Annotated in this window: 28 protein-coding genes; 26 read left to right on the top strand and 2 right to left on the bottom strand. The window is 68.5% G+C overall.

Going from position 1 to position 23909, the window contains the following annotated elements:
* Positions 1 to 23: 23 nt before the first annotated feature.
* The 23 genes from IE97_RS0106870 (at position 24) to IE97_RS43420 (ending at position 21812) form a co-directional block, all read left to right on the top strand.
* Positions 24 to 935 (top strand): MEDS domain-containing protein, encoded by a 912-nt coding sequence (locus tag IE97_RS0106870; protein WP_030232958.1) that lies wholly within the window; start codon positions 24 to 26, stop codon positions 933 to 935.
* A gap of 97 nt (positions 936 to 1032) precedes the next feature.
* Entirely contained in the window at positions 1033 to 1530 is a 498-nt protein-coding gene (locus IE97_RS0106865) for an ATP-binding protein (RefSeq protein ID WP_030232945.1), read from the top strand.
* A 102-nt stretch (positions 1531 to 1632) separates the two neighbouring features.
* On the top strand, positions 1633 to 2949 hold the full coding sequence (locus tag IE97_RS0106860) for an Nramp family divalent metal transporter (protein ID WP_030232941.1): 1317 nt from the start codon (positions 1633 to 1635) through the stop codon (positions 2947 to 2949).
* Positions 2950 to 3023: 74 nt separating this feature from the next.
* On the top strand, positions 3024 to 3494 hold the full coding sequence (locus IE97_RS42420; protein WP_030232938.1) for a hypothetical protein: 471 nt from the start codon (positions 3024 to 3026) through the stop codon (positions 3492 to 3494).
* A 255-nt stretch (positions 3495 to 3749) separates the two neighbouring features.
* The gene (locus IE97_RS0106850; RefSeq protein WP_030232933.1) at positions 3750 to 4622 is read left to right on the top strand and encodes a hypothetical protein; all 873 of its coding nucleotides are present in this window, start codon (positions 3750 to 3752) and stop codon (positions 4620 to 4622) included.
* A gap of 145 nt (positions 4623 to 4767) precedes the next feature.
* The gene (gene cpaB / locus IE97_RS0106845) at positions 4768 to 5472 is read left to right on the top strand and encodes a Flp pilus assembly protein CpaB (protein ID WP_030232929.1); all 705 of its coding nucleotides are present in this window, start codon (positions 4768 to 4770) and stop codon (positions 5470 to 5472) included.
* A 13-nt stretch (positions 5473 to 5485) separates the two neighbouring features.
* Positions 5486 to 6763 carry an AAA family ATPase gene (locus tag IE97_RS0106840; protein ID WP_030232926.1) on the top strand — a complete coding sequence of 426 codons (1278 nt, stop codon included), beginning with the start codon at positions 5486 to 5488 and terminating at the stop codon, positions 6761 to 6763.
* Between the two features lie 166 nt (positions 6764 to 6929).
* Complete coding sequence (locus tag IE97_RS0106835) at positions 6930 to 7268, top strand: pilus assembly protein (protein WP_234331792.1); 339 nt, start codon at positions 6930 to 6932, stop codon at positions 7266 to 7268.
* On the top strand, positions 7265 to 7666 hold the full coding sequence (locus IE97_RS0106830) for a TadE/TadG family type IV pilus assembly protein (protein WP_078603114.1): 402 nt from the start codon (positions 7265 to 7267) through the stop codon (positions 7664 to 7666). The genes IE97_RS0106835 and IE97_RS0106830 overlap by 4 nt, the downstream gene beginning before the upstream one ends.
* A gap of 48 nt (positions 7667 to 7714) precedes the next feature.
* The gene (locus IE97_RS0106825; RefSeq protein WP_030232916.1) at positions 7715 to 9052 is read left to right on the top strand and encodes a CpaF family protein; all 1338 of its coding nucleotides are present in this window, start codon (positions 7715 to 7717) and stop codon (positions 9050 to 9052) included.
* 9 nt (positions 9053 to 9061) lie between these two features.
* Positions 9062 to 10003, top strand: coding sequence for a type II secretion system F family protein (locus IE97_RS0106820; protein WP_030232913.1), 942 nt, complete (start codon positions 9062 to 9064; stop codon positions 10001 to 10003).
* Between the two features lie 42 nt (positions 10004 to 10045).
* Positions 10046 to 10933 carry a DUF5936 domain-containing protein gene (locus IE97_RS0106815; protein WP_030232909.1) on the top strand — a complete coding sequence of 296 codons (888 nt, stop codon included), beginning with the start codon at positions 10046 to 10048 and terminating at the stop codon, positions 10931 to 10933.
* Between the two features lie 7 nt (positions 10934 to 10940).
* Positions 10941 to 12362 (top strand): histidine kinase, encoded by a 1422-nt coding sequence (locus IE97_RS0106810; protein WP_078603113.1) that lies wholly within the window; start codon positions 10941 to 10943, stop codon positions 12360 to 12362.
* Between the two features lie 48 nt (positions 12363 to 12410).
* Positions 12411 to 13520: a response regulator transcription factor gene (locus IE97_RS0106805; protein ID WP_078603112.1), complete on the top strand. Its 1110-nt coding sequence runs from the start codon at positions 12411 to 12413 to the stop codon at positions 13518 to 13520.
* A 242-nt stretch (positions 13521 to 13762) separates the two neighbouring features.
* Positions 13763 to 13960, top strand: coding sequence for a Flp family type IVb pilin (locus IE97_RS0106800; protein ID WP_030232900.1), 198 nt, complete (start codon positions 13763 to 13765; stop codon positions 13958 to 13960).
* Complete coding sequence (locus IE97_RS0106795; protein WP_030232899.1) at positions 13960 to 14574, top strand: pilus assembly protein TadG-related protein; 615 nt, start codon at positions 13960 to 13962, stop codon at positions 14572 to 14574. Before IE97_RS0106800 ends, IE97_RS0106795 begins: the two co-directional genes overlap by 1 nt.
* Positions 14575 to 14605: 31 nt before the next feature.
* Positions 14606 to 15181: a hypothetical protein gene (locus tag IE97_RS0106790; RefSeq protein ID WP_030232896.1), complete on the top strand. Its 576-nt coding sequence runs from the start codon at positions 14606 to 14608 to the stop codon at positions 15179 to 15181.
* A gap of 11 nt (positions 15182 to 15192) precedes the next feature.
* Positions 15193 to 15837 carry an OmpA family protein gene (locus IE97_RS0106785; RefSeq protein ID WP_030232895.1) on the top strand — a complete coding sequence of 215 codons (645 nt, stop codon included), beginning with the start codon at positions 15193 to 15195 and terminating at the stop codon, positions 15835 to 15837.
* Between the two features lie 280 nt (positions 15838 to 16117).
* A complete protein-coding gene (locus IE97_RS0106780) occupies positions 16118 to 18640 on the top strand; it encodes a hypothetical protein (RefSeq protein ID WP_158708251.1) in 2523 nt (840 codons plus the stop codon).
* A 46-nt stretch (positions 18641 to 18686) separates the two neighbouring features.
* Entirely contained in the window at positions 18687 to 20006 is a 1320-nt protein-coding gene (locus IE97_RS42415) for a hypothetical protein (protein WP_030232889.1), read from the top strand.
* A gap of 103 nt (positions 20007 to 20109) precedes the next feature.
* A complete protein-coding gene (locus IE97_RS0106770) occupies positions 20110 to 20658 on the top strand; it encodes a hypothetical protein (protein ID WP_030232884.1) in 549 nt (182 codons plus the stop codon).
* 46 nt (positions 20659 to 20704) lie between these two features.
* Positions 20705 to 21427 (top strand): hypothetical protein, encoded by a 723-nt coding sequence (locus IE97_RS0106765; protein ID WP_030232880.1) that lies wholly within the window; start codon positions 20705 to 20707, stop codon positions 21425 to 21427.
* Between the two features lie 262 nt (positions 21428 to 21689).
* Entirely contained in the window at positions 21690 to 21812 is a 123-nt protein-coding gene (locus IE97_RS43420) for a hypothetical protein (protein ID WP_267881696.1), read from the top strand.
* Positions 21813 to 21831: 19 nt separating this feature from the next.
* Here IE97_RS43420 and IE97_RS0106755 read toward each other — a convergent pair whose 3' ends face one another.
* Together IE97_RS0106755 and IE97_RS0106750 are read right to left on the bottom strand one after the other, a co-directional pair.
* Positions 21832 to 22023, bottom strand: a complete 192-nt coding sequence (locus IE97_RS0106755) for a hypothetical protein (protein ID WP_030232877.1) — start codon at positions 22021 to 22023, stop codon at positions 21832 to 21834.
* A gap of 12 nt (positions 22024 to 22035) precedes the next feature.
* Positions 22036 to 22359 (bottom strand): Scr1 family TA system antitoxin-like transcriptional regulator, encoded by a 324-nt coding sequence (locus tag IE97_RS0106750; RefSeq protein ID WP_199809794.1) that lies wholly within the window; start codon positions 22357 to 22359, stop codon positions 22036 to 22038.
* Here IE97_RS0106750 and IE97_RS41960 point away from each other — a divergent pair.
* The 3 genes from IE97_RS41960 to IE97_RS0106740 all read left to right on the top strand — a co-directional run bounded on the left by IE97_RS41960 (position 22358) and on the right by IE97_RS0106740 (position 23778).
* Positions 22358 to 22513 carry a hypothetical protein gene (locus IE97_RS41960; RefSeq protein ID WP_158708248.1) on the top strand — a complete coding sequence of 52 codons (156 nt, stop codon included), beginning with the start codon at positions 22358 to 22360 and terminating at the stop codon, positions 22511 to 22513. The two genes, IE97_RS0106750 and IE97_RS41960, sit on opposite strands and share 2 nt — an antisense overlap.
* A gap of 38 nt (positions 22514 to 22551) precedes the next feature.
* Positions 22552 to 23049, top strand: a complete 498-nt coding sequence (locus tag IE97_RS0106745) for a hypothetical protein (protein WP_234310721.1) — start codon at positions 22552 to 22554, stop codon at positions 23047 to 23049.
* 186 nt (positions 23050 to 23235) lie between these two features.
* The gene (locus IE97_RS0106740; RefSeq protein ID WP_030232866.1) at positions 23236 to 23778 is read left to right on the top strand and encodes a DUF4232 domain-containing protein; all 543 of its coding nucleotides are present in this window, start codon (positions 23236 to 23238) and stop codon (positions 23776 to 23778) included.
* Positions 23779 to 23909 lie beyond the last annotated feature (131 nt).

Below are 23909 nucleotides of genomic sequence, written 5' to 3'. Positions count from 1 at the left end.
CGCCCACACCCCGAGGGGACCACATGACCACCCGAGAGCCCGCGGAGCCCGCCGCGTTCGACCACCGTATGGCCGTCTTCGGCTCCGACGACGACTTCGTGGCCGCCGCCCTGCCCTTCCTCGGCGAAGCCCTCGCCGCCCCTGGCGAACCGCCGCCCGTCGCCATCGCCGACCCCCGCAACCTGGACCTCCTGCGGGACGCCCTCGGCCGTGACGCGAAGGACGTCGTCTGCGTCCCGCACACCGACTGGTACACCGGCTCCGCCGCCAACGCCGTCGCCCGGGCCGCCGCCCACCTCACCGGCCACGCGGGCCCCGGCGGCCGGATCCACCTCCTCATGGAGCCCGTCTGGAGCGGCCGCGCCGGCCGCTCCGCACGCGAGACCACCGAGTGGATCCGTTACGAGGCCCTCGCCAACCTCATCTTCGCGCCCATGGCCACGACCGTCCTGTGCGCCTACGACATCCGCACCGCGGGCCCCGCCGTCATCGCCGCGGCCCGCCGCGCCCACCCCCACACGGGCGTGTACGAGGACCCGCTGCGGCTCACCGCGGAACTCGACGCCGTGCCCCTGCCCCTGCCCCCGGCAGGCGCGCGGCCCCTCGCCGAGCCGCACGCCACCGCGGTGCGGACCTGGGCGGAGACCCGGGGGCTTCCCGCCGCCGACGCCGAGTTGTTCGCCACGGCCGTCGCGGAAACGGCGGCGGCCCTCGCGCCCCTCGACGGCACCGCTCTGCTGTGGGGCGAGGCGCCCGCCTGCGTGTGCGAACTGCGCTCGGCCCGCCGTGTCGGCGACCCGCTCGCCGGTTTCGTCCCGCCCCCGGCCACCGGCCAGGAGCCCCTGCCGGGCCTGTGGTACGCGCGCCAGGTCTGCGCGTACGTCGACATCCGCGACGACGCCGAGGGAGCCACGGTCCGCCTCCAGTATGCTTAACGGCCGCCGTACGCGCGGCCCCCACCTGCACGAGCGGGTAGCGGATCAGGTAGTCCTCCCCCTGCGCCGGATCGCCGCCCGGGGACACCCTGGACCCATGCTGCGACTCTCCGGGCGACACCTCCCGGACCCCGACGCCCACTCCGGGCCGTTCCCGCAACCGCCCCTGGGAGCGGGCCACCTGAGTGTCGAGTACGGCCACAGTCCCGGCGCCGTCCGCGAGGCGCGTGCGGACGTGCGCAGGCGATTGGAGGACTGGGGGCTCGCCGAGCACGGTGAGGTGGCGGACGTGGCCGAACTGCTCGTCGGTGAACTGGCCACCAACGCGCTGGTGCACGCCAGGAGCCGCTTCCGCCTCACCCTCTTCGCCGCACACGGCGTACTGCGCTGCGAGGTCACCGACAGCGAGCCCCGGGCGCCCCGGGTGCTGGACGCGGGCACGCGGGAGAACGGCCGAGGCATGCTCCTGGTGGACGCGCTCGCCCAGCGCTGGGGCTGCCACCGGGAAGGGCCGGGCAAGACCGTGTGGTTCGAGCTCGGCACGTGCGGGTCGGACGGCTGTGGCCGGCGCCGGCCGTCCGGGGGTTCCCCGTAGGGAGGTTCGCCGTAGGGAGGTTCGTCGTACGGGGATCGTCGTAGGGGTGATTCCGGCCGCGCCCTCTTGTCGGCCAGGGCCCCTTGCGGTTTCTTGATCTGCATGGCGGACACCACGGGAAACACCACGGATCACGGCGCGCCGGGACGGGTTCAGCCCCGTAAGGCGAGCTGGAAGTACATCGGGCCCGGCATCGTCGTCGCCGCGACCGGCGTCGGCGCCGGCGACCTGGTCGCCACCCTGATCGCCGGCAGCAACTTCGGATACACCCTCCTGTGGGCGGCGATCATCGGCTGCCTGGTGAAGATCTCACTCGCCGAGGCGGCGGGCCGCTGGCATCTGTCCACCGGCCGCACCCTGTTCGACGGCTGGGCGAGCCTCGGCCGCTGGACCACGTGGTTCTTCGCCGTGTACGTCGTGGTCTGGGGGTTCGTCTACGGCGCGGCGGCGATGTCGTCCAGCGCGCTGCCGCTCCAGGCGCTGTTCCCGGACGTGATGGACCTGAAGTGGTGGGGCATCGCCTGCGGCCTGGTCGGACTGGTCTTCGTCTGGTTCAACAAGTACGCGGTGTTCGAGAAGGTCATGACGGTCCTGGTGGGCGTCATGTTCGTGGTGACGGTGTACCTGGCGATCCGGGTCACCCCGAACCTCGCGGACGCCTTCGCAGGGCTGCTGCCGGTGCTGCCCGACGAGAAGGACTCGATCCTCAACACGCTCGGCCTGATCGGCGGCGTGGGCGGCACCATCACGCTCGCCGCCTACGGCTACTGGGTCAACGCCAAGGGCTGGACCGACACCGGCTGGATGAAGGTCATGCGCCTCGACAACCGCGTCGCCTACGCCACCACCGGCATCTTCGTCATCGCCATGCTCTTCGTCGGCGCGGAGCTCCTGCACTCGGCGAACGTCGCGATCGCGAGCGGCGACAAGGGTCTGGTCCAGCTGGGCGACATCCTGGAGGCGGAGTACGGCGCGGCCACGGCGAAGTTCTTCCTGATCGGCTTCTTCGCCACGTCCTTCACCTCACTGATCGGCGTCTGGCACGGCGTGAGCCTGATGTTCGCCGACTTCGTCGCCCGGCTGTCCGGCAAGGGGCAGGCCAAGGGCGAGGAGGTCGCCTCGGGGACGCGCGAGCGCTCCTGGCCCTTCCGCGCCTACCTGCTGTGGCTGACCTTCCCGCCCATGGTCCTCCTCTTCCAGGGCCAGCCGTTCCGCCTGGTCATCATCTACGGAGTCCTCGGCGCGGCCTTCATGCCGTTCCTGGCCGGCACCCTGATCTGGCTCCTGAACTCCTCCCGCACACCGCGGGAATGGCGCAACGGGCCGGTCAGCAACGCGATGCTGGCCATCGCGGGGCTGCTGTTCCTGGTCCTGTGCGTGAAGCAGATCTGGGACCAGCCGTGGGGGGAGTTCTTCTAGGGACCCGGCGCGAGGGGAGAATGCCACAGCACCCGAGCCGACGCGCACGAGGACCGAGACCGAGGACCTGACGGATGACCCAGCAGCCCCCACCACCCGGCCCGGGCTTCGGCCCGCCCCCACCGCAGTACGCGCCCGCACCACCCCCGTATGCACCCGCGGCACCCCCGTATGCGCCCGCACCACCCCCGTATGCGCCCGCACCACCCCCGTACGCGGCCGCACCACCCCCGTACGGTCAAGTCCCGCCCCAGCCGGTGCCGGCCGGCCCGGACTTCCTCGCCGTCGACAAACGCAACGCGGTCGTCGTCGACGCGTCCGGCGTCGCCTTCGAGCTGTCCGGTCATTCGCTCGAGTTCCGCTGGCCCGAGATCCGTAGCGTTCACTACCAGGCGAGCCCCAACGGCAAGGCGCTGATGGTCGCCGTGATCCACATGGACGGCAGGTTCTTCGAGTGCGTGGTGGAGGCCAAGCCCAGGTCGCGCCTCCAGGAGTGGTTCCCGCAGCTGGCCCAGGTGCTCGGCCACTACCGTCCGATGGGCTGAGCGCCGAGGACGCCTGCGGCAGCGCGTGGACGGGGCGCACCACGGCATTCCAGCCAGGGGGGCGTCTTGTCCGGCAGTCTTGCCTGTACATAGCAGCATGTGATGCTGAATTTGTCCCTATGGCCGCCTGGCAGGGGCCAAGAAAGGTCTTCTAGGCATGTTGGGGCTGGATAAAGTCCTGAGGTAGCTTCGAGGACTGTCCGCTGCCATGGCCACAGGGTCTGGGGGCGGCCGGAGTGAAACGGGGGGCTTGTCGTGCCGACTGCTGTCGCTGTCACCAGTCCTGACCTGGTGCTGCCACCAGATGATCAACAGACTCCGCCCGCGATTTCGCTTCCGTCACCCGCAACCCAGTCGCTGGAAGCCGCGCTCACCGACATGCAGTTGCTCGTCGATCGGCACGGGTACGTGATTGTGGTCTACTCGTCGGCTGCTCCCGCCGCGGTTGTGCGGCGCCTGCACACCGTGCGGTCAATTCTGGAGAGCGATCGCATCGCTCTGCTCAGGTCAGACCTCCCACCGCTCGGGTTAGCCGCCTTGGTTCGCCAGTTGCGGCAGCTGTCGGTCTGCGACCTTTCCGCCGGAGTGGTGGCCTCCGCAGCGCGGCTGCTCACCCATTACATCTACGCGGGCGCCCTGCTCAACTCCGTGGCCAAGCTCGACCGGGTGCCCGTCAGTCTGAAGTCGCACGCGAAGTCGTGGGTTCCGGGCAGCCAGTTCGGCGTGATGGCCCACCCCTCACCGCAGCTGGTGAGGATCGGTCCCGACACTGTCCTCACCGGACCGGAATTCGGCACTTGGTTGCTGGTCGCCCAGGGGCAGCTGCAGTCCGACTGGGTCAAAGCCACCCTCGCCCACTCCTGGCAGGTCCAGGGCTTGCGCGAGGTCTCGCTGCCTGCCGAGTCCGCGCGCTGGTGGGGCACATCCAAACTGATCGAGTTCGCCGCCTACTTGCCGGACATCTCAGTCCTGTATCAACTGGTGACTTCCGTACGACGTGAGTCCTGTCACTGGTGCGGTCTCGAACGCATCGGAGACAGATGCGTGTTCTGTTCCGCGACTCCGCCCGTCTACGAGAACCAAACCTCCGCCGGGGGTGTCCTGGACCAAGAGACACTCGCGCCTTGAGTGGTCATCGGCTGCCACAGCGCGAAGCGCGAAGGGGCGGCTTGCCGGAGTTCGTCTCAGTGTCACCCGCTCACTCGAAGCAATTCCGCTCGACACCAGCACCACGTCCGCTCAGCCATCGTCCCCCAATGAGGTTGCACGGCTCATGAATTCCCGCCAGCGCCGCGGAGTCATACTCCTGCTTCTGTCGGTCCTCTGCGCCTTCGGCGCGTTCGCCGGAGTGCTCTCGGTGATCAGCGACGCGAAGTCGAAAGTCGGTCCCGAGGTCACTGCCTATCAGGTCAAGAGCGATATCGCGCCCTACACGGATCTGCGCAGCGGTCAGTTCGAAAAGATCTCGATGCCGAAGCGCTGGCTGTCGGAGAACGCCGTGACCGATCTCTCCGAGATCAACGGCAAGATCGCCGTGACGCAACTGCGCCAGGGCTCGCTGCTGCAGAGCGACATGATCGTCAAGCGTCCTGAGCTGGAGCCCGGCCAGCAGGAGATCGCCATCATGATCGACGCCGAGACCGGCGTCGCGGGCAAGATCACCCCGGGTGCCACGGTCAACGTGTTCGCCACCTTCGCAGGCGATCAACAGGGCGACTCCGCCGAGTCGCGGATCATCGTCTCCAACGCCAAGGTCATCGACGTGGGCCGGCTGACCGCCCTTGAGCCGAGCGAGGAGAACAGGCGGACGGCGACGCAGGCCGTGCCGATCACCTTCGCGCTCGACACCATGGACGCCCAGCGCGTCGCCTATGCGGAGTCCTTCGCTCAGCATGTCCGGCTTGCCCTTGTGGCACCCGGCAGCGACACCACCATCCGTCCCAGCGAGCGAACCTACGAACTCGCCAAGGACAAGTGAGGTTCTGGATCACATGCCCACGAGGATCCTCCCGGCGGTCGGTGATGCCGACGCCGCCCGGTCCGTCACGACCCTCCTCAGCCAGCTCCCCGACGCGGATCCTGCGATTCCGGTCAGTGATTCCACCCAGCTGATCGACGCGCTCGGCCGACTGGCCGGAGAGTCGATCGATGAGCTGCCCGAGGTCGTGCTCGTGCATGAGCGGATCGGTCCGGTGCCGGCGCTGGAACTGATCCGCGAAGTCGCGCTGCGCTTCCCCGCCGTCGGAGTCGTCCTCATCACGACGGACGCGAGCCCAGGCCTGTTCTCGGCCGCCATGGATTCGGGGGCGCGCGGCCTGGTGGCGTTGCCGCTGAGCTACGAGGAGCTGGCGAGCCGGGTGCAGAGCGCCGCGGCCTGGGCGGCCGGCGTGCGTCGCCACCTCGGTAACGGCGGGGACGTCTTCAGCGGCCCCGGTGGGACGCTCGTGACCGTCAGCGGGGCCAAGGGCGGTGTCGGGACGACCTTCGCCTCGATCCAGCTCGCGCTCGCCGCACAGGCGTCGGGCCGGAAAGCGGCGCTCGTCGACCTGGACCTGCAGACCGGGGACGTCGCGTCATACCTGGATGTGCAGTTCCGCCGTTCCGTCGTCGACCTGACGGGCATCACCGACCTGTCGCCGCGGGTGCTCGCCGACGCGGTGTTCACCCACGAAACAGGGGTGTCGTTGCTGCTCGCGCCAGGGGACGGCGAGCGCGGAGAAGAGGTCACGGACCGGTCCGTGCGTCAGATCGTCAGCGCGATGCGGTCACGCTACGAAGTCGTGATCGTCGACTGCGGAGCCCAGATGACAGGAGCGAACGCCGCCGCCGTCGAGATGGCGGACACCGCGCTGTTGGTCACCACCCCGGATGTGGTGGCCGTGCGGGCCGCCAAGCGGATGGTGCGGCTGTGGGACCGCCTGCAGGTGCGCAAGGCCGAGGAAACGGTGACACTCGTCAACCGCCACTCCCGTAACACGGAGATCCAGCCGCCGCTGATTCAGAAGATCACGGGCACCCGGGTCGCCGGCATCACCGTGCCCGCGGGGTTCAGGGAGCTGCAGGCGGTTGTCGACGCGGGGCGTGTGCAGGACCTGGACAGTAAGAGCGCCGTGAAGCAGGCCTTGTGGGGCCTGGCCGGCGAGTTGGGCCTCGTTGCCGCCCCCGAGGGCGCGGGCAAGGGGGGCAGGAGCGGGAAGTTCCGGGGCGAGCGCGGTGCGTTCGGCGCCCGACGCCGATGGGGTGGAGGACAGCCAGAGGGGGACGGCTGACATGGCCGGCCAAAGAACACTCGGACGGACGGGCCTACGGATACGGACACTGGTGTGTCCAGGCACCGGGAACGGCAGGGCAGGCACCCGGCGCGGGACCGCAGCCCGACGCGACGGCCTAGGAACGACCGCGGACCGCGGTCAGGTGACCATCGAGTTCCTGGGCATGACACCGCTGATCATCCTGACGCTGGTGTTGCTCTGGCAGTTCGTCCTGGTCGGCTACACCTGGACCCTCGCCGGAAACGCGGCCGACGAGGCGGTACGACAGGCGGCGGCCGCCCACCCCGATGACCGGCAGAAGGTTTGCGACGAGGCGGGCAAGGACAAGCTGCCGAACGCCTGGGCGGGGGACGCCGAGGTCGGGTGCACCACAGCGAACGGCTATGTCAGGGCACGCGTCGTCCTCGGAGTCCCGGTGCTGTTCCCCGGCAGCATCGCCTTCCCGTTCGAGGTGGAGGGCAATGCTGGTGCGATCGAGGAAGACGACGGGCGGACCCCATGACCGGGGGAGTGACGACTCGGGGGGAGTCGAACGTGACAGTCACGGCAACCGTGCGCAGAGCCGACCGAGGACAGGTCGCTCTGGAGTACCTGGGATTCATCCCGGTCCTGATCCTGGTCGCGATGGCCGCTGTCCAGTTGGGACTCATCGCCTATACCGCCCAGCAGGCCGGCACCGCCGCCCGTACCGCCGCGCGCAGCGCGTCCCTCGACAATCCGGGGTGGCAGCAGGACGGCAAGGCCGCCGTCAGCGACTGGGTCGCCGACGGCACCGACTTCCGGCGGGCGGACGGCGCCGACCAGGTGGAGGTCACCGCGATCGTCGAGATTCCCTCGATCGTCCCCGGCTGGGAATTCGACCCGGCGCGCAGGACCGCCACCATGCCGACGTCGGACTGACCCGCTGCCGTGACGACGGGTTGAGCGAGAACCGAGGAGTACGTATCCATGAGCCTGCGGGCACGCATCAACTCCCCCGAGGAGAACGGCGCCCGGTCGGAGGACGGCCACCTGGTCGCCACGTACCGCGCCAAGCTCCTCGAGGAGATCGACCTCGCGGAGATGTCCTCGCTCGCCGCCGCCGAGCGACGGGCCCGGCTGGAGCGTGTGCTCGGCCACATCATCAGCCGCGAGGGCCCGGTCCTGTCGACCGTCGAGCGATCGCAGCTCATCCGCCGGGTCGTCGACGAGGCGCTCGGTCTCGGCATTCTCGAACCGCTCCTCGAAGACGCCTCCATCACCGAGATCATGGTCAACGGGCCGGACGCGATCTTCGTCGAACGGGCGGGCAGGGTGGAGCAGTTGCCGATGCGCTTCGCCTCGCACGACCAGCTGATGCAGACCATCGAACGCATCGTGTCCACCGTCAACCGCCGGGTGGACGAGTCGAATCCGATGGTCGACGCCCGCCTTCCCTCCGGAGAACGCGTCAACGTCATCATCCCGCCGCTCTCCCTCACCGGCGCCACCCTGACGATCCGCCGCTTCCCGCGATCCTTCTCGCTCCAGGAGATGATCGGCTTCGGCTCGCTCGACGAGCACATGCTGTATCTGCTCTCCGGGCTCGTGCAGGCCAAGTTCAACGTCATCGTGTCGGGCGCCACCGGCACCGGCAAGACGACCCTCCTCAACGCGCTGTCCGGGCTGATCCCCGAGGGCGAACGCATCATCACCATCGAGGACTCCGCCGAACTCCAGCTCCAGCAGTCCCACGTCATCCGTCTGGAATCGCGCCCGCCCAACGTCGAGGGGCGGGGCCAGATCACCATCCGCGACCTGGTCCGCAACTCACTGCGCATGCGCCCCGACCGCATCGTCGTCGGCGAGGTCCGTGGCGGTGAGGCGCTCGACATGCTCCAGGCGATGTCCACCGGCCACGACGGATCGCTCGCCACCGTGCACGCCAACAGCGCCGAGGACGCGCTGATGCGCATGCAGACACTGGCCTCCATGTCCGAGGTGGAGATCCCCTTCGTGGCGCTGCACGACCAGATCAACAGTGCCGTCGACGTCATCGTCCAGCTCACCCGGCACGCGGACGGCGCCCGCAAGATCACCGAGATCGCGGTGCTCGACAGCCACGGCAGCGACCCCTACCGCATCGTCACCGTCGCCCGCTTCGCTGCCCAGCCCCTGGCGGCGGACGGCCGGATCCACGGTGAGTTCACGTACCACCCGCTCCCTCGTCGCGTCGCGGAGCGCCTGTACATGGCCGGCCAGCCCATCCCACAGGCATTCGGAGTCGCCGCCTCCGCCGATCAGCTCGCCACCCGAGAGGCCCGATAGGTACCCCACATGGACATGGACGACCTGATACTCCTGACGACGGGCGTGACGCTGCTGGCGTGCGTCCTGACCGTCCTGGGCATGCACGCCTACGCCTCCGGCAAGGCCCAGCGCGAAGCGCTCGTCGACCGGCTGTCTACCACCGGCCAGATTCCCCTCGGCCGCCGTCGTCGTTTCCGGGGCGTCGACCGCCGCGTCCGCCGTACGAAGTTCGGCAGGAAGCTGGAGCTGAAGCTGGCCGCGACCGGCCTCGACGTGACCCCCGGCGAGTTCTTCGTCTACATGGTCGCGACGGTCGCCGGGCTGTGGGTCATCGGCCAGTCGGTGCTCGCCGCGTTCTTCGGTCCGCTGTGCGGCCTGCTCGGCGTCTACGTCGCGATGCAGTTCCTCAACTGGCAGCGGCAGAAGCGCATCGAGAAGTTCATCAACCAGCTGCCCGAGCTGTCCCGGATCCTCGCCAACGCCACCCAGGCGGGCCTCGCCCTGCGCACCGCCCTCAGCATGGCGGCCGACGAGCTCGAAGCCCCGGCGGGCGAGGAACTCGCCAAGGTCGCCAACCAGCTGGCCGTCGGCCACTCCCTCGACGACGCCCTCGGCGAGCTCGCCGCACGCCTCCCGTCCCGCGAACTGTCGGTGCTGGTCACCACACTGATCCTGTCCAACCGCGCGGGCGGCACCGTCGTCGGCGCCCTGCGCAACCTCACCGAGACGCTGGAGGAGCGCAAGGAGACACGGCGAGAGGTCCGCACCCAGTTGTCGCAGGTCAACATGACCTCGTACGCGGTCCCCGTCATGGGCGTCGGTTCGCTGCTCCTCATGGACAGCGTCAAAGACGGAGCACTCGACCGCATGACCGGCTCCGGTGCCGGCCGGATCAGCGTGATCGTCGCCTTCGTGCTCTACGCGATCGGCTTCGTCCTGATCCGGCGCATGTCCCGGATCGACGTGTAGGCCGAGACCCAGGCCGAAGGAGCAGGACTCAGGAGAAGCACCATGGAAATCCTTCTCGCCCTCGTGGTGGGCCTCGGCGTCTACGGCGCCTTCCACGGCATCCGCATGTACCGGGCCGACGCCAAACTCCCGGGCGATCTGGCCCTCGCCCTGGAGGTCGGCTCGACGCGGACCGGTGCCGTGGACTCGCTCGTCGACCGGCTCGGCATGCGCTACGCCCCCGCAGTGCTGCGGTTGATGGGGCCCAAGCGCGTCAACCAGGTCCGCCGCAAGATCGACCTCGCGGGCAACCCGGGCGGTCTGACCATCGACCGGTACGCGGCCCGCCGAGCGGTGTACGGGGCACTCGGCGGCGTCGGCGGACTGATCATGCTCATGAAGGGCAGCCTGCTGGTCGCCCTCATGCTGTTCGCCTTCGCCGCCTTCTGGACCGAGGTCGGCATCTGGTCGGCCGTCCGCATCCGCAAGGACCAGATCGAGCGGACGCTACCGGACTTCCTCGACGTCCTCGCCGTCGTCGTCAGCGCCGGTCTCGGCTTCCGCCAGGCCCTGGACCGGGTCGCCGACCACTACGAGGGCCCGTGGTCCGACGAGATCCGCATCACCCTGCGCCAGATGGACATGGGCATGAGCCGCCGCCAGGCCTTCACCGAACTGCGCAAGCGCAATGACTCCGAACAGGTCGCCATGTTCGTCACGGCCCTCCAGCAGGGCGAGGAACTCGGCGCCCCCATCGTGGACACGCTCGTCGCCATCGCCAACGACATGCGCCGTACGGACGCGCAGAACGCCCGCCGCAAGGCCGCCCGCGCGGTCCCCAAGGCCACCTTGATGATCACCACCTTCATGGTTCCGGCCACCATGATCCTCTTGGGCGCGGGCCTCCTCCTCGGCTCCGGAACCGACTTCGGCTCGATCACGGGCGGGTGAGGCAGCCATGGCCATACGGATGCCACGGTTGAAGGCGAGGGCTGCGGCCAACGGCGGTGTCACCGAAATCACCACTCCGCCGACAGGCACCTTCCTGCCTCCGCACCTGTCCGAGCAGCTCTCCCCTGAGGCGGGCGCGCAGAGCCCGATGCGGGTCGGCATGACGCGTGGCGAGCCCACGGCAGCCCTGAAGATTCAGGTCAGCGCCCTGCAAGCGATGTGCCGCCAAGTCTTCGGCTTTCGCCTGGCGATGATCGCCTTAGCATCGCCGGCCGCCTTGCTCAACGCGGCGCCAGGCGTCGCCACCCAGCTGGTCGCCGCATCCGTCGTCGTCACCTTCATGGTCTCGTACGCCCTCTTCCGCGACTGGGAACGCTTCGGTCCGCTCCTGCTGAAACACCCGGTCCTGCTGGCCGCGGACACCCTCTTCGGCTCCCTGCTCCTCATCGCGGCGGGCCCGGACAGCACCCTCGCCTACGTCAGCGTCTGCACCCCGCTGCTCGCCGGCCTGGTCTACGGCTGGCGCGGGGCGGCGTTCTTCGTCTGCCTGCAGGCCGCGATCCTCGTCGTCGTCTCCCGCAGCGTGGACACCGACGCGACCTTGGCCGAATCGGCGGTGATGCCCGGCTTCTGCGTGCTCGTCGGCGCCGTCGGCGTGACCCTGAGAGGCCTGGTCCTGCGCTTCGGCGCCGCCACGCAGGCCCTCACCACGGTCCAGGCACGCCTGGCCGTCAACGAGGCGGTGGAGACCGAGCGTTCCCGCCTCGCCCGCGAGATGCACGACTCGGTCGCCAAGACACTGCACGGGCTCGCCCTGGCCGCCGACGGCCTCGCCTCCTCGGCCGACCGTATGGACTCGCACACGGTCAAACACCAGGCAGAACTCGTCGCCCGCTCAGCCCGCCGAGCCGCCTCCGAGTCCCGCGAGCTCCTGACGGACCTGCGCCGCGAGTCGGGCCTGGACGGCGGAGTCGACGTCGCAGCCGAGCTCGCCGCCCGCACCTCGGACATCGGACGCCGGACCGGCCTGCACGCGACCTACTCCCCGATCGGTGATACACCCGTCCCTCACGTCCCCCAGGCGGTCGCTCGTCAGTTGCTGACAATCGCCACCGAGGCCATGGAGAACGCGCACCGCCACGCGCACGCGACGCACGCGAACGTCTCCGCCGGCGTCGTGGGTGACCAGTTGCGGATCAGCGTTTACGACGACGGCCGGGGCCTGCCTCCCGGTACCACTCTCGACAGCCTCAGGCGCGCCGGCCACTTCGGTCTCGTAGGCATGGTCGAACGCGCAGCCGCCGTCGGTGCCCGCATCCGCATCGGGCGGGGGCGGCACGTCACGGGGACCGAGGTGTGCGTGGACATGCCGCTTGCGGCACTCACGGCTCAACCACCACCGTCGACCACACCGATCGGACCCAGCTGACCCAGACGCCTCCTGGCTTTACCCCGACTCCCCGAGAGGAGACCGACGATGGCGGAAGCGACACCCTCTTCCCGTGGGTACGTCCACCCGTTCGCGCATGCTTCCCAGCCCACTTCGGCACGCTCCGTTGCCCACACCGGTTACACGCCGCCCCAGGCCCCGACGCCCGCGGACACGCCGGCACTGTCGGGCGTCCCTTCCCAGACGTCGCCCTGCAGAGCCGGTGGCGACCCAGGCCCCGTCGAGGGCTCCGGAGGCTTCCCGGCGCCCCCGGCCCGCCGACCGCTCCGCGTCGTCGTCGCGGACGACAACCCCGTCGTCCGCGCAGGCCTCACCGTCCTGCTCTCGGGGCGCGACGACATCGACGTCGTCGCGGAGGCGGCGGACGGCCGCCAGGCCTACGAGGCGGCCCAGCACCACCGCCCCGACGTCGTCCTGCTCGACGTCCGGATGCCCGGGGTCGACGGCATCTCCGCCCTCCCGTACCTGGTGCGCATCGCTCCGGTCCTGATGCTCACCTACAGCCGCGAGAACGAGATCGTCCACGAGGCACTCCGGCTGGGGGCCGGCGGTTACCTGGTCCATGGTGAGTTCACAGCGGACCAGCTCGTCGCCGCCGTACGGGACACCAAGGAAGGCAGAGCTCACTTCACGCCCACGGCAGCGGGGGCGTTGCTGGCTCATGTACGGCGGGGCCAGGAGCCGGGCCCCGGGGCCGCGCCGCTGCCGGACGGATTGGGCAGGACAGCAGCCGATGCGAATGCACACGGCAACCCTTCGTCCGTGGCGCCGTCGCAGTCCACCCAAGTCGTCGTGATGGGTAGCCTTTACCAGCAGAATCCGGAAGGACCCAGCCCCACTTCGCGGCAAAACCTTTCGCAACTGCAATCTAATGTGGCACAGTCATCGCCTGGGTCCTCGAACAGTGCTGACTTCGGGCTGAGTTCCAGGGAGGTGGAGATCATGGACCTCATCGCGTCCGGCATGAACAACCAGCAGATCGCCGCCACCTGCTTCATCAGCGAGAAGACCGTCAAGAACCACATAAACCGGATCTTCGCCAAGCTGCACAGCGCAAGCCGCAGCGAGGCCGTGGCCAAGTGGCTCGGCACGGCGCCCGGTTCCGGAACCGGGGGGAGGGCCACAGGACGTGGCTGAGCGGGGGAACGGGGGGCTGCGCTGTCCGGGCTCACGGGTCCAGCGCCTGGGCGGCAGGACCCAACGCCTGCTTTGGGCCCGGGATTGGGCCCTGGGGCCCTCTGGTGCAACTGCCGGATCGGCGTACGTTTCTGGTGTCGAAAGCGGGACCGGCAGGGAGGAAGCCGGTGACGCGAGTAGCGCCGAGGAGACTTGGACGTCGGCCGGTTGGCGGCCGGCCGGTACCGGAGGGGAACACCACCATGAGCAACTGGATCAACACCACCGTCTCGTACCTGCAGACCCGCGCCGCCCGCAACGACAAGGGACAGACCGCGGTCGAGTACCTGGGGATCATCGCGGTGGTTGTGGCGATCGTGCTGGCCATTACGGGGACGGACATCGGTCAGTCGATCTTCGAGGCGATCACCGACAAGATCGACGAAGTCACAAGCGGCTGATGCAGCTCCGTAGGTACGGCGACGCAGGGCAGGCCTTCCCCATCTACATCACGGTGGTGGCGGGCCTGCTCTTCCTCGCGTTCGCGTACCTTGCGGTCGGCCAGGCCGCGGCGACACGGAACGGCGCGCAGACGGCGGCGGACGCCGCCGCCCTCGCGGCCGCGAACGACAAGCGGGATCAACTTACGGGCAGGTGGCTGGACAACCTCCCCAACCCGGACCTCTGGGAGGACATCCTCGACGGTGAGGTGGACGGGCTCGAACCCTCGTGCTGGCGGGCGCAGCAGCTCGCCGAGGAGAACGACGCACACGTCGTGGGGGGTGGCTGCGAGCCGGAGTGGGACCCGCTGGGCTACACGGTCAGGGTCGAGACCAACGAACCTGTCGGCGACAGCATCGTCCCCGGTACGGAAGAGACGTACGCGACGGCGACGGCCAAAGCCGTGATTAAGCCGCGCTGTTCGATCCCCCCGCTGGCCGATGAGGACAACGGCACCAGCGAGGACCTGCCGCAGCTCAAGTGCAAGGACAACAAGAACTGGGACCTCGACCTGGACGATCTCTCGGATCTCCCTGGTCCCGAGGACCTCTTCGACGTCCATCTGGCCGACTGACGAAGAACGACGGATAAGGGAAGCGGAACTCATGAGCATTCGGTTCACCACGACGGCCCGCAGGGGGATGGTCGCAGCGGCTGTTGCGGTCAGCCTGGCCCTCGGCGTGGCCGGCTGCAGTAGCGGGGACGACAAGAGCGGAGACGCGCCGGCGTCCGCCTCAAAGGACAGTGGGTCGAAGCCGGATGCACAGACGGGGGAGTCAGAAGAGCCCCTGGCCGAACTCAAGGGGGAGGACGGTCTCATCCTTCAGGTCACCTCTGCCAAGAGGGACTCGGGCGGGTTCGTCACCGTGAGCGGTGACATCAAGAATGACGGCGATGAGTCCGTCCGAGTGCCGGTCCGGACCCAGGGCAACGAGACCGAGATCCTCAAGCATGGGGCATCCCTTGGCGGAGCAACGCTCGTGGACTCGGCGAGCAAGAAGCGTTACTACGTGCTGCGTGACACCGAGGGCCGTCCTCTAACTACCACAGATATGCCTCGGATCAAGGCAGGCGACTCGGTCCCCGTCTTCATGCAGTTCCCGGCGCCGCCCCAGAGCACTACCGAGGTCAGCTTCCAGCTCCCGACCTTCGCCTCCGGCACCATCAAGATCTCCGGGTGAGGTAGGCCACCATGACCCACACCCGAACCCGGACCCAAACCCCACGCCTGGCGGTCGTCATCGCCGCGGCCTCCGTAATGGTGGCCACGAATGTCTTCGGCGCCACCTCCGCCCGCGCCGACGGCCCCAGCCACCCGCCGGGCACCCAACCGAGCGCCAGCGCACCGGTAGAGGTCGACGGCAACGATCCCGACCTGAAGCTGGTCGACGGCGCGACCCTCGCCAAGGCCAAGGTTCTCGACATCAAGACCGTCATCGAGGACGAGGCGGGCGAGGAACGCCGCGAGGACACGAACACGGACGTGAAGTTCGCGCTGCAAGCCGAGGTGTTGTTCGGCAAGGACAGCGCAAAGCTCAGCTCCCGGGCGAAGGCCCGCATCGCAGCGATTGCCGAGGAGATCAAGGCGCAGAACGCGACGAAGGTCCGCGTCTTCGGCTTCACGGACAACCTGGGCTCCTCGGCCCACGGCGATGTCTTGTCCCGCAAACGGGCGTCGGCCGTACACGGTGTCCTGGACGACGAAGTCGCGGACTCGAACATCACGTACGAGGTACGCGGCTACGGCGAGCAGTACCCGATCGCCGACAACTCCACGGAAGCGGGCCGCAAGAAGAACCGCCGTGTCGAGGTCTCCTTCCCGCGCACGGAGAGCTGAGCCACCACCGTTCCACCTGGGCCCGTCCTCGCCACCGCCGGCGAGGACGGGCCCGCTCCGTTCCCGCGACAGCGCTCCTTCCCATGCGATGTGCCTGGGCCCGAAGTTGGGGCCACGGGCCCATGTGTGGGTGATCGAAGTTCCTTAGCCTCGGGCAGGTGTTCGTCCCGAACCGCTGCTTAACGAGCTGAGGTCACGCATGTCTGGTGCCGGTAACTCCATACCGCCGCCTGGGACGTTGGGTGCGCAGAACACCCCGTCCTGGGGGCGACGTTCGCCGTTGCCACGCGAGCTTGGCTGGGCGCAGGTACTGCTGTGGGTGCAGTTCGTGCTGACAGCGGTGTACGTGGTCACCGTGGTGTCGGTGGTGTCGTACTACTCCGGGGAGATCTTCGGGATCCTGGTGTACGACTCGCTGCCCAGCGTGGCCGGTGTCTACCTGGCCCGGCGCCTGTGGCCGGGCGGGGTATGGACGAGCCGCGCACTGATCGCCGTCCAGGCGTGGATCGTGTGGCTGTCGTTCGGCACCGTGATGCACGGTGATCTGCGGGGCATCACGCAGGCGGCGATGCCGGTGGCGGTCATCGTGCTGTTGCGTCGGGCCCGGTCGCGCGAGTGGTTCAAGAGCGCTCCGCAGGACAGGGAGGAGCGCCGGGCGTTCAGCCTGGCGAGAATGATCCGCTGGCGGCGGGACGAGGGCCAGACCACCGTGGAGTACGCGGGGCTCATCGCTGTGGTCGCCGCGATCATCGTCGCGCTGTCGGTGGGCGGACTCGGCGGGCGCATCGCCGACGGCATCCAGTCGGCCGTCTGCTCGGTGACGGGCACGGCCTGCACCGCTCCGCAGGGCGATGGTGCGGAGGCGGGTGCGGCCGGGGACAACGACGCCGCGCAGCAGGGCGATGCGGACGCCGACGGCGGCAACGGCGAAGGCGATGCGGACGCCGACGCCGACGGCGGCAACGGCGCAGGCCCGGACGGCGGTGCTGAGGCGGACGGCGATGCGGGAGCCCAGGGCGACTCCGGCGCCCAGGGAGGCACGGATGCCGACGACGGCACGAGCACAGGCACCGGCGTTGGCGACACGGGCGGCAGCGGCATCCCCGCGTCGGACCAGATCATCACCTACGAGGGCGCGGGCCCGAACGACACGGTCCCGCTCGCTCCGGGCCCCTTCGACGACAAGTCGCTCTGGGGCGACGTACATGACCAGGAACGCCACGACAGGACGTTCCTGGACCATGTCCGTGGCTTCTTCGTGGCCCCGACCAAGAGCTTCCTGGCCAGCACGATGGACTTCGTCGACGACCCGGTCGGCTCGATCAAGGACAGCTGGAACGGCCTGAAGGGTTACACGACCGACTGGTGGGGCGACAAGGCCGACGAGTTGGGCGAGGAGTGGGACAAGGGGAACTACGTCTCCTCCGTATGGGGCTGGGTCAACTCGCCCGAGGACTTCGTGTCCGATTTGGCGGTCGACACGTTCGTCGACAAGGAGAACTGGGAGAAGGGCAACTACGGCGCCTCCATCGGCAACACGGTTGTCGGCGTCATCGGCATCTTCAGCCCGAAGACCATCACGAAGTTCAACAAGTTCAAGGATGTGGCCGAGGTCGGCGCATCCCTCGACAAGGCGGCCGAAGCGGCCGAGAAGGCGCGCAAGGCAGCGAAGGGCGGCGACGCCGAGGCTGCGCGCAAGGCGGCTGATGACGCGGACAAGGCGGCCGACGAAGCCGAGAAGAAGGCCAGGGCGTCCGGATGCACTCTCTCGGCCCCCCGTTTCACCGTCCCGTATGGCGGCGGCCCCGGCCTCATAGGCTCTCCCGGTACCGGTACGACAGTCATCGCCGCGGGTGGGTCAAGCTCCCCGTACGTCACCTTCGCTGAGGGAAGCTGCGATGACGAGGCCAAGCAGCAGGCTCAGGACGCTCGCAAGCAAGCCGACGAGGCCGGCAGGATCGCCGACGGCGCCGAGTTGGCGGATCGTCAGGGCGCGGCCAAGAAGGTACTCGAGGGCGAAGGCGTCCAGCACGCGCCGAGGAAGATTGACGAGTTCGTTCAGCGGGCAAAGGACGACCCGGACCCGGACAAGAAAGAGATCGGCAAGGCGGATGCGGCCGAGGCGCTGGACGAAATCTCGAAACTGGCCAAGACGAAGAACGTCTCCAAGGAAGCACGTTCGTCGCTGACCAGCAAGGTCACGAACGCCAAGAACACGGACGAACTCAGCCAGGCACGTGCTGAGCTGAACACGGTCCAGCGGGCCGCCGACGACGAGGCGGCATCTGGCACGACTGTGCACACCGCTGTCGGCAAGGACTTCGGTAAGGAGAACGTCGATCTCGGCAACAGCGAAAAGGTGAACATCTCCGAGATCAACGACGCCGACGTGCTCTACAAGGGCACGGACGGCAAGGTCCACGCCGTGGAGGTCAAGAACACGGGGAACGCCACCATCAAGGCCGACTTCGAACGCCAGGTCGAGGATCTGGCCAAGTGGCAGGGGAAGGCCGGGGCAGGCAGGGCTACACGCGTCGAGATCGCGACCACTGAGAAATGGACCAACATCTTCAGCGGTTACAAGAGCGGAAAGCGGGACGGTGTCAAGTACAAGCCTCAAGGCACTCCGGCCGGAACGATGGCGAAGAACGGGGTGCCGGTACGTATCGCCGGCACGGATATATCCCCGAGCCAGCTGAAGCGGATGGAAGTGGAGATCCAGGCCCGGAAGCAGGCAGGCTCCATGGATTGGGCCAGGATGAAGACCCCGAAGGATGCGATGGACTACCTGGGCGTCTCGTGAAGCTGACGCATCAGGATTCCGCCGGGGCACGAACGGAGAACAACTGGTGGACATGTACCTGCTGCCCGCCGCCATGCGCGAACTGCCACCGCCTTGGCACGACCTGACCTACCGCAGATCTCAGGCCCTGGAGGAACTTGAGCCCACGGAGGAGAGACGTGGGCAGGCTCGGCATGTGCTGCGTGTTTGCCTGCCCGAGCGACGGCAGAGCGTGCACGACTGGGACGAGGAACTACGGGACTTCTACGACGACCGCGATGATCACACCTTGGACGAGGCAGACGCCCTACTGACCCGGATCATGCCGACCACGTCCCAGGTCACCCGGCAACGGGTGGCGCAGGTGGTCGGTGTGTGGGCCGACATGGGGATCCCCACGGTGTCTGCGCCACCGACAGAGCAGCAGATCGAGAGGGTGGCGGCGGAGTGGGCCACCTCGGTACGGCAGACGCTGGCGCACGACGCCTTCGATTTCATCGAGCGTGCAACCACCGCCGGATCGCTGAACGATGCGGAGGCAGAAGACGTCGCGATACTCGCAGCCGCGTTCGTGCGGGTCGGCCTGGCGGTCGAGGCGGCGGTGCGCGTGCTGGTCTCGCTCGGCCGCCCGCGCGGCGAGCAGGCCTTGCTGGATCTCGTACGCGACGACGAGGTCCGGGGCTTCCGCCCATATGTGCGTTCCAGGCTTCTCGGTCTGCGCCGTTCGCAGTACGAGGTTCGGGCCTGGGAAGGCGCCCGCGACGAGGAGCCTCTACTGCCTGAGGGGCTGCGGGACCTTCCGCATTCCTGGCAGAACGACTTCGACTGGAGTGCGACCGCGCCGGATGCCGAGGGCCTCGCCCGAGCGCGTTCGGCACTGGAGGCTTCCCTGATTGTCGAGCGTGCGCCGGGCATCGGGCAGTCGTACGGCGACGCACCAGTGGACTGGGGTGCCATCGCCGAGGTCGTGCGTGCCCTGATGCCGTACCCGCGGCTGGTCACTCGCGAACGGATGAACGAGGCATGGCACGAGTGCGAGTCGCTGGGGTTCGACTTGCGAGGCACGGACGCCGTGTCCTTCGCCGGGGTTTGGTGCGCGCGGATCGCGGACCGGGTCACCGCCGCCGTCTTCCGCTGGCTCGCTGACCTCCCACACACGGAAGGGGCGACTGGCGACGAGGAACCAGCGGCTCTGTCGACGACGGCCTACTGGGCGGCTGCACTCGCGGAGCGGTCCGTCCGGCAGGGAAGAGCGGCCGAGGAGGCCATCTGGTTCCTCCACCGCACGGATGAGGTGCCGGACAGCCGTGAGGCCCTGCTGCGACTTGCCTCCGACTCGAGCCTGCCTGCCACGACGAGGAAGGCGGCGCAGCAGTGGACGTCATGACGCTCTACGCCGCGGAAACGTCAACGGCGATGCCGCCGCGGCGCTGGAAGGCAAGGTCGCAAATGCCTCCGACGCCAACAAGCTCGCCGAGGCACGCGCGGAGGTGAACGCCGTACGCCGCGCTGCCGACGACGCGGCCCCCGGAACCCACGTGGACGCCGGAGTCGGCGGCAAGATGAACCGCAAGGAGGCTGACTTGGGCAACGGGGAGAAGGTGAATCTCGACGAGATCCCGGACGCGGACGTGGTCTACAAGGACAAGAACGGCACCGTGCACGTCAAGGAGGTCAAGAACGCCGGCTCGGCCACGCGCAAGGCGGACTTCGCCAATCAGGTCGAGAGGCTCAAGAAGTGGGCGAGCAAGGAGCCGGGCCGCAAGGCCACCGTGGAGATCGAGACGGCGGACCGCTGGACGTCGGTCTTCAGCGAGTTCAAGCCCGCCCGGAACGGCAAGCCGGCGAAGGACACCAGGACGGCGGCCGGTGAGATGTCCAAGAACGGTGTGGACGTGAAGGTGGCGGGCCAGGGTCTGTCCGCCGACCAGCTCGGCAGGATGCAACGTGCCGTCGATGAGCGGACGGCGAACGGCACGATGGACTGGTCGAAGATGAAGGACCCGGACAGCGCAAAGGCGTACCTGGGCATCGAATGAGACGAACGAGTGGACGACAGCCACGCGACGTGGCAGGACGGCGGAGATGAGCGAGTCGGACGCGGAGCTGAGTGCCGAGGAGAGTTGGGATCCGCAGGTCGCGCGGTGGCGTGATCCGGAGGGTGACTACGTTCTGCCCCGCACCCTTCGGTCCTTGCCACAGCCTTGGGACGAGGGCGACTGGGGTCGGATCGGGGACCTGCCTCGCACCGATGAGCGGGTGGCGGAGGCTCGGCAGGTGCTGACCGAGCTGCTGGAGGACCCGGAGTTGGCGCCGGACGTGCCTCAGCCGCCGCCTCCGGGGCTGTTGTGGCACGTGTGGGAAGAGTTCCACCAGGCGGTGGGGGAGAGGATGCCCTGCACGAGCCAGGTGACGTGGGCCGGTGTGGACGAGCTGGTGCGCGAGTGGCGGGGACGGGAGATGCTGTACCCGCTTCAGCGGCATGTCGTTGATCACGTCGAAGTGGCGATACTCGCCATGATCCCGCGGCTGCGGGACGACATCGCCGACTCGGTGTTCCGCTGGCTGGCCCTGGACTCCGACCCCGGCCGTTTCGCCGACTGGGCGGTGGATACGGCCGAGCGCTGCGTGATCGAGGACATCGGCGCGGACTCCGCCATCGAGCTGCTGGGAGCGATGCGGAGTCCTGAGGCCAGGGCGGCTCTGGAGCGCCTGTCGGTGAAGCCGGGCGGTCCGGCGAGTTGGGACAACGCGGAGGCGGCACAGGGGAGGCTCTTCGATCTGGGAGACGGAAAGGCGGAGCGGTAGTAGGCGCGGAAGCTGAAAGAAAGGGCGAGTAGCCTCTCCTGCTCCCACCTGTACAAGAGCGAGGATGCGGAGAACCAGCCCGCGTGGCTGGAAGTCGAGATGGTCTCGTCCCCCTGATGCTCGACGCGCGGTTGGTCACCCGGGAGTGTCTGATCTGGGCCCGGCACGAGTGTGGGCGACTGGGCATCGACTTGGAGGACACGACCCCCGAGGCGTTCGCCGAACGGTGGGCCGCCCGCATCGCCGCCTTTCTGGCCCGGAAATGCTCGAACTGCTGTGGCGTGAGGACTGCTTCGCCCTCTGGGCGCTGGACCTTGCCATGCGCTACATCGACCGGAACATCGCCGTCGCCGAAGCGACGCGCCTGCTGACCGAGGCGGCGTAGGCCGACGCGCAGTGGGGGCCTACAGCAGATGGTCGGCCTTGCCCGCCTTGATATCCCGGATGAGCGCCCGGAGGGCATCTCGGCTGTCGGTCAGATGGTGCTCCTCCTGCCCGGCGATGGCGATATAGGCGTTGCCTTCTCTGTCGGTGCCTATACGGAAGCAGTTGGCTCCTTCTCCGCAGAACGGGTCTTCCCAGGTGATGGTGGGCACGTCGGACAACTCCTAGAGATCGTTGGCGAGAGTGCGCATGAAGTCGCGCGAGGAGTCCGGCGCGAGTGCCACGGACTCCGCTGCGTCGAGCTGGTCCCGGTACTTACGGAGCTGTTGCTCTGAGTCGATGAACTCCGGGCCGTGCGTGCTGTCGAGTTCCACGGTGTCGAGCTGGGGCACGGTCGACTCGATGTACACGACGGACTGCCCTGCCCCTGGAAATCCGCCCGCCTTGAACGGGATGACCCGTATCGTCACGGCCTCGCGCTCGGATGCGCGCAGCAGGTGCTCCAGCTGCCGTCGGGCCACGGCTGAGCCGCCGAACTCCGACAGCATGACGGCCGCTCGCAAGGAGATGCGCGGTGGCGGAGTCCTCCTCGACATCGCGGCCAGCGGTGAGGTCGACGACGTCGTTCAGGCGAACGTGCGACTGAAAGCCGCGGGGGCCCTGCAGCCGTTGCCCCGCCCCATGAACCGGGCCGCGTTGTGAGTGCCGGGGGAGGGGGGACGTTCGACTTGGGACGGGTCGTGTCTGATGTCGAGACCCTGGTCACCGAGCCGGTACCCGCATCCGGGCCGACGGTCGAGGACGAGGACCCGGTCACAGGGGAATGGGCCGTGACCAGGGGAGAAGGCTTTGTGATGACACCCCTCTGGCAGAGCGGAAGCCTCACAGGGCTCTACGAACCCGAGTGGAACGAAGAGGTGGAGGCCGCCGAAGCCCACCTGGCGGACCTCGTGAGGGAGTTGGACCGACGTTGGGGGACTCACCGGAGAGTGGCCATGCATGTGCCGCTGTTCCGGAAGCAGTCGGGCGAGCCCATGCCGCCGCTGTTCCAGGCCCTGTGCGACAGCGACGCCTACGGTGACCTGACGGTGTGGGGTCCTGTGCAGGCCGGGGAGGAAGGCCGGGCTCCCGGCCGGTGGGCCGGAGTATCCGTCGGCCACAGTGACGGTGACGCCCCGCTGGTCATGGTGGCCGTCACCAGCGACCGTCCCATCGTCGAACTGGAGGGCGCGCCCTGAACGGGCGCGGCTGCCGTAATCCATTCAGCCATTCGATGTGCCGAGGGGCTCGCCCGCGCTTCGGCCGAAACGCGCGCGGCCGGCCTCGCGGAGCATGGAACCTACCTCGGGCATCGCACATCTTCAGATGCGCAGGCGCGCACTGACCTCGCGCGCCGATTCGTATCCGAGGGGGAACGAAACATCATGAAGAGCAAGCTGACCGCTGTGGCCCTTGCCGCCGTCGTCGTCGCCGGTACCGCCGCCACCGCCATCCCGGCGTCGGCCGCTCCCGCCGCCGCCGAGCCGACCCGCTGCCACACCGCCGACCTGAAGGCCGGCTTCGCCATGGGGGATGACGCGAAGCCGGAGATGGAGCAGACGGAGAAGCAGACTCAGGCGTTCATCTGGTTCACGAACAAGAGCAACCGCACCTGCACCCTGTCCGGCTTCGCCGGTGTCGACATGGTCGGTGCTCAGCAGACCGACGGCACCTGGTCGCTGGCCCGGTCCGCCAAGAAGCCCGTGAAGATGACCCTGAAGCAGGGGGACACGGTGGACTTCAGCATCAACCTGCTCCCGGTGGCCGGGTCCACGCCGCAGAAGGAGAAGTTCGTTCCGGCGAAGTTCCTCGTCACCCCGCCGAACGAGACGGAGCACTTCACCCTGAAGTGGCCGTTCGGCGGCCAGATCCTCAAGCAGGACGGCGCCACTCGTCCGGCCACCTACCTCAACCCGATCGGGATGTAGCCGACTCCTCCTGCCCTCGGGCTGTGCCATAGACCGAGGGCAGGGGGCGGGGCGTGACCTCGATGGGCGGATTACCGAACTCGCAGACGGGGTTCGAGTGATAGTGCTGACATGCCTGTCAAGAGAGTTGG

It is taken from the genome of Streptomyces sp. NRRL S-455 (assembly GCF_000717875.1).
In the GTDB taxonomy this organism is placed as follows: Bacteria; Actinomycetota; Actinomycetes; order Streptomycetales; family Streptomycetaceae; genus Streptomyces.
Note: the sequence above shows the minus strand (reverse complement) of the source record. Positions and strands in the feature narration are given on the sequence as shown.

What these genes read in the sequence shown, in the direction of transcription:
- IE97_RS0106870 (WP_030232958.1), top strand. Translation starts at nt 24, where the DNA reads ATGACCACCCGAGAGCCCGCGGAGCCCGCCGCGTTCGACCACCGTATG.
- IE97_RS0106865 (WP_030232945.1), top strand. Translation starts at nt 1,033, where the DNA reads ATGCTGCGACTCTCCGGGCGACACCTCCCGGACCCCGACGCCCACTCC.
- IE97_RS0106860 (WP_030232941.1), top strand. Translation starts at nt 1,633, where the DNA reads ATGGCGGACACCACGGGAAACACCACGGATCACGGCGCGCCGGGACGG.
- IE97_RS42420 (WP_030232938.1), top strand. Translation starts at nt 3,024, where the DNA reads ATGACCCAGCAGCCCCCACCACCCGGCCCGGGCTTCGGCCCGCCCCCA.
- cpaB (WP_030232929.1), top strand. Translation starts at nt 4,768, where the DNA reads ATGAATTCCCGCCAGCGCCGCGGAGTCATACTCCTGCTTCTGTCGGTC.
- IE97_RS0106840 (WP_030232926.1), top strand. Translation starts at nt 5,486, where the DNA reads ATGCCCACGAGGATCCTCCCGGCGGTCGGTGATGCCGACGCCGCCCGG.
- IE97_RS0106835 (WP_234331792.1), top strand. Translation starts at nt 6,930, where the DNA reads ATGACACCGCTGATCATCCTGACGCTGGTGTTGCTCTGGCAGTTCGTC.
- IE97_RS0106830 (WP_078603114.1), top strand. Translation starts at nt 7,265, where the DNA reads ATGACCGGGGGAGTGACGACTCGGGGGGAGTCGAACGTGACAGTCACG.
- IE97_RS0106825 (WP_030232916.1), top strand. Translation starts at nt 7,715, where the DNA reads ATGAGCCTGCGGGCACGCATCAACTCCCCCGAGGAGAACGGCGCCCGG.
- IE97_RS0106820 (WP_030232913.1), top strand. Translation starts at nt 9,062, where the DNA reads ATGGACATGGACGACCTGATACTCCTGACGACGGGCGTGACGCTGCTG.
- IE97_RS0106815 (WP_030232909.1), top strand. Translation starts at nt 10,046, where the DNA reads ATGGAAATCCTTCTCGCCCTCGTGGTGGGCCTCGGCGTCTACGGCGCC.
- IE97_RS0106810 (WP_078603113.1), top strand. Translation starts at nt 10,941, where the DNA reads ATGGCCATACGGATGCCACGGTTGAAGGCGAGGGCTGCGGCCAACGGC.
- IE97_RS0106805 (WP_078603112.1), top strand. Translation starts at nt 12,411, where the DNA reads ATGGCGGAAGCGACACCCTCTTCCCGTGGGTACGTCCACCCGTTCGCG.
- IE97_RS0106800 (WP_030232900.1), top strand. Translation starts at nt 13,763, where the DNA reads ATGAGCAACTGGATCAACACCACCGTCTCGTACCTGCAGACCCGCGCC.
- IE97_RS0106795 (WP_030232899.1), top strand. Translation starts at nt 13,960, where the DNA reads ATGCAGCTCCGTAGGTACGGCGACGCAGGGCAGGCCTTCCCCATCTAC.
- IE97_RS0106790 (WP_030232896.1), top strand. Translation starts at nt 14,606, where the DNA reads ATGAGCATTCGGTTCACCACGACGGCCCGCAGGGGGATGGTCGCAGCG.
- IE97_RS0106785 (WP_030232895.1), top strand. Translation starts at nt 15,193, where the DNA reads ATGACCCACACCCGAACCCGGACCCAAACCCCACGCCTGGCGGTCGTC.
- IE97_RS0106765 (WP_030232880.1), top strand. Translation starts at nt 20,705, where the DNA reads ATGAGCGAGTCGGACGCGGAGCTGAGTGCCGAGGAGAGTTGGGATCCG.
- IE97_RS43420 (WP_267881696.1), top strand. Translation starts at nt 21,690, where the DNA reads ATGCTCGAACTGCTGTGGCGTGAGGACTGCTTCGCCCTCTGGGCGCTG.
- IE97_RS41960 (WP_158708248.1), top strand. Translation starts at nt 22,358, where the DNA reads ATGACGGCCGCTCGCAAGGAGATGCGCGGTGGCGGAGTCCTCCTCGAC.
- IE97_RS0106750 (WP_199809794.1), bottom strand. Translation starts at nt 22,359, where the DNA reads ATGCTGTCGGAGTTCGGCGGCTCAGCCGTGGCCCGACGGCAGCTGGAG.
- IE97_RS0106740 (WP_030232866.1), top strand. Translation starts at nt 23,236, where the DNA reads ATGAAGAGCAAGCTGACCGCTGTGGCCCTTGCCGCCGTCGTCGTCGCC.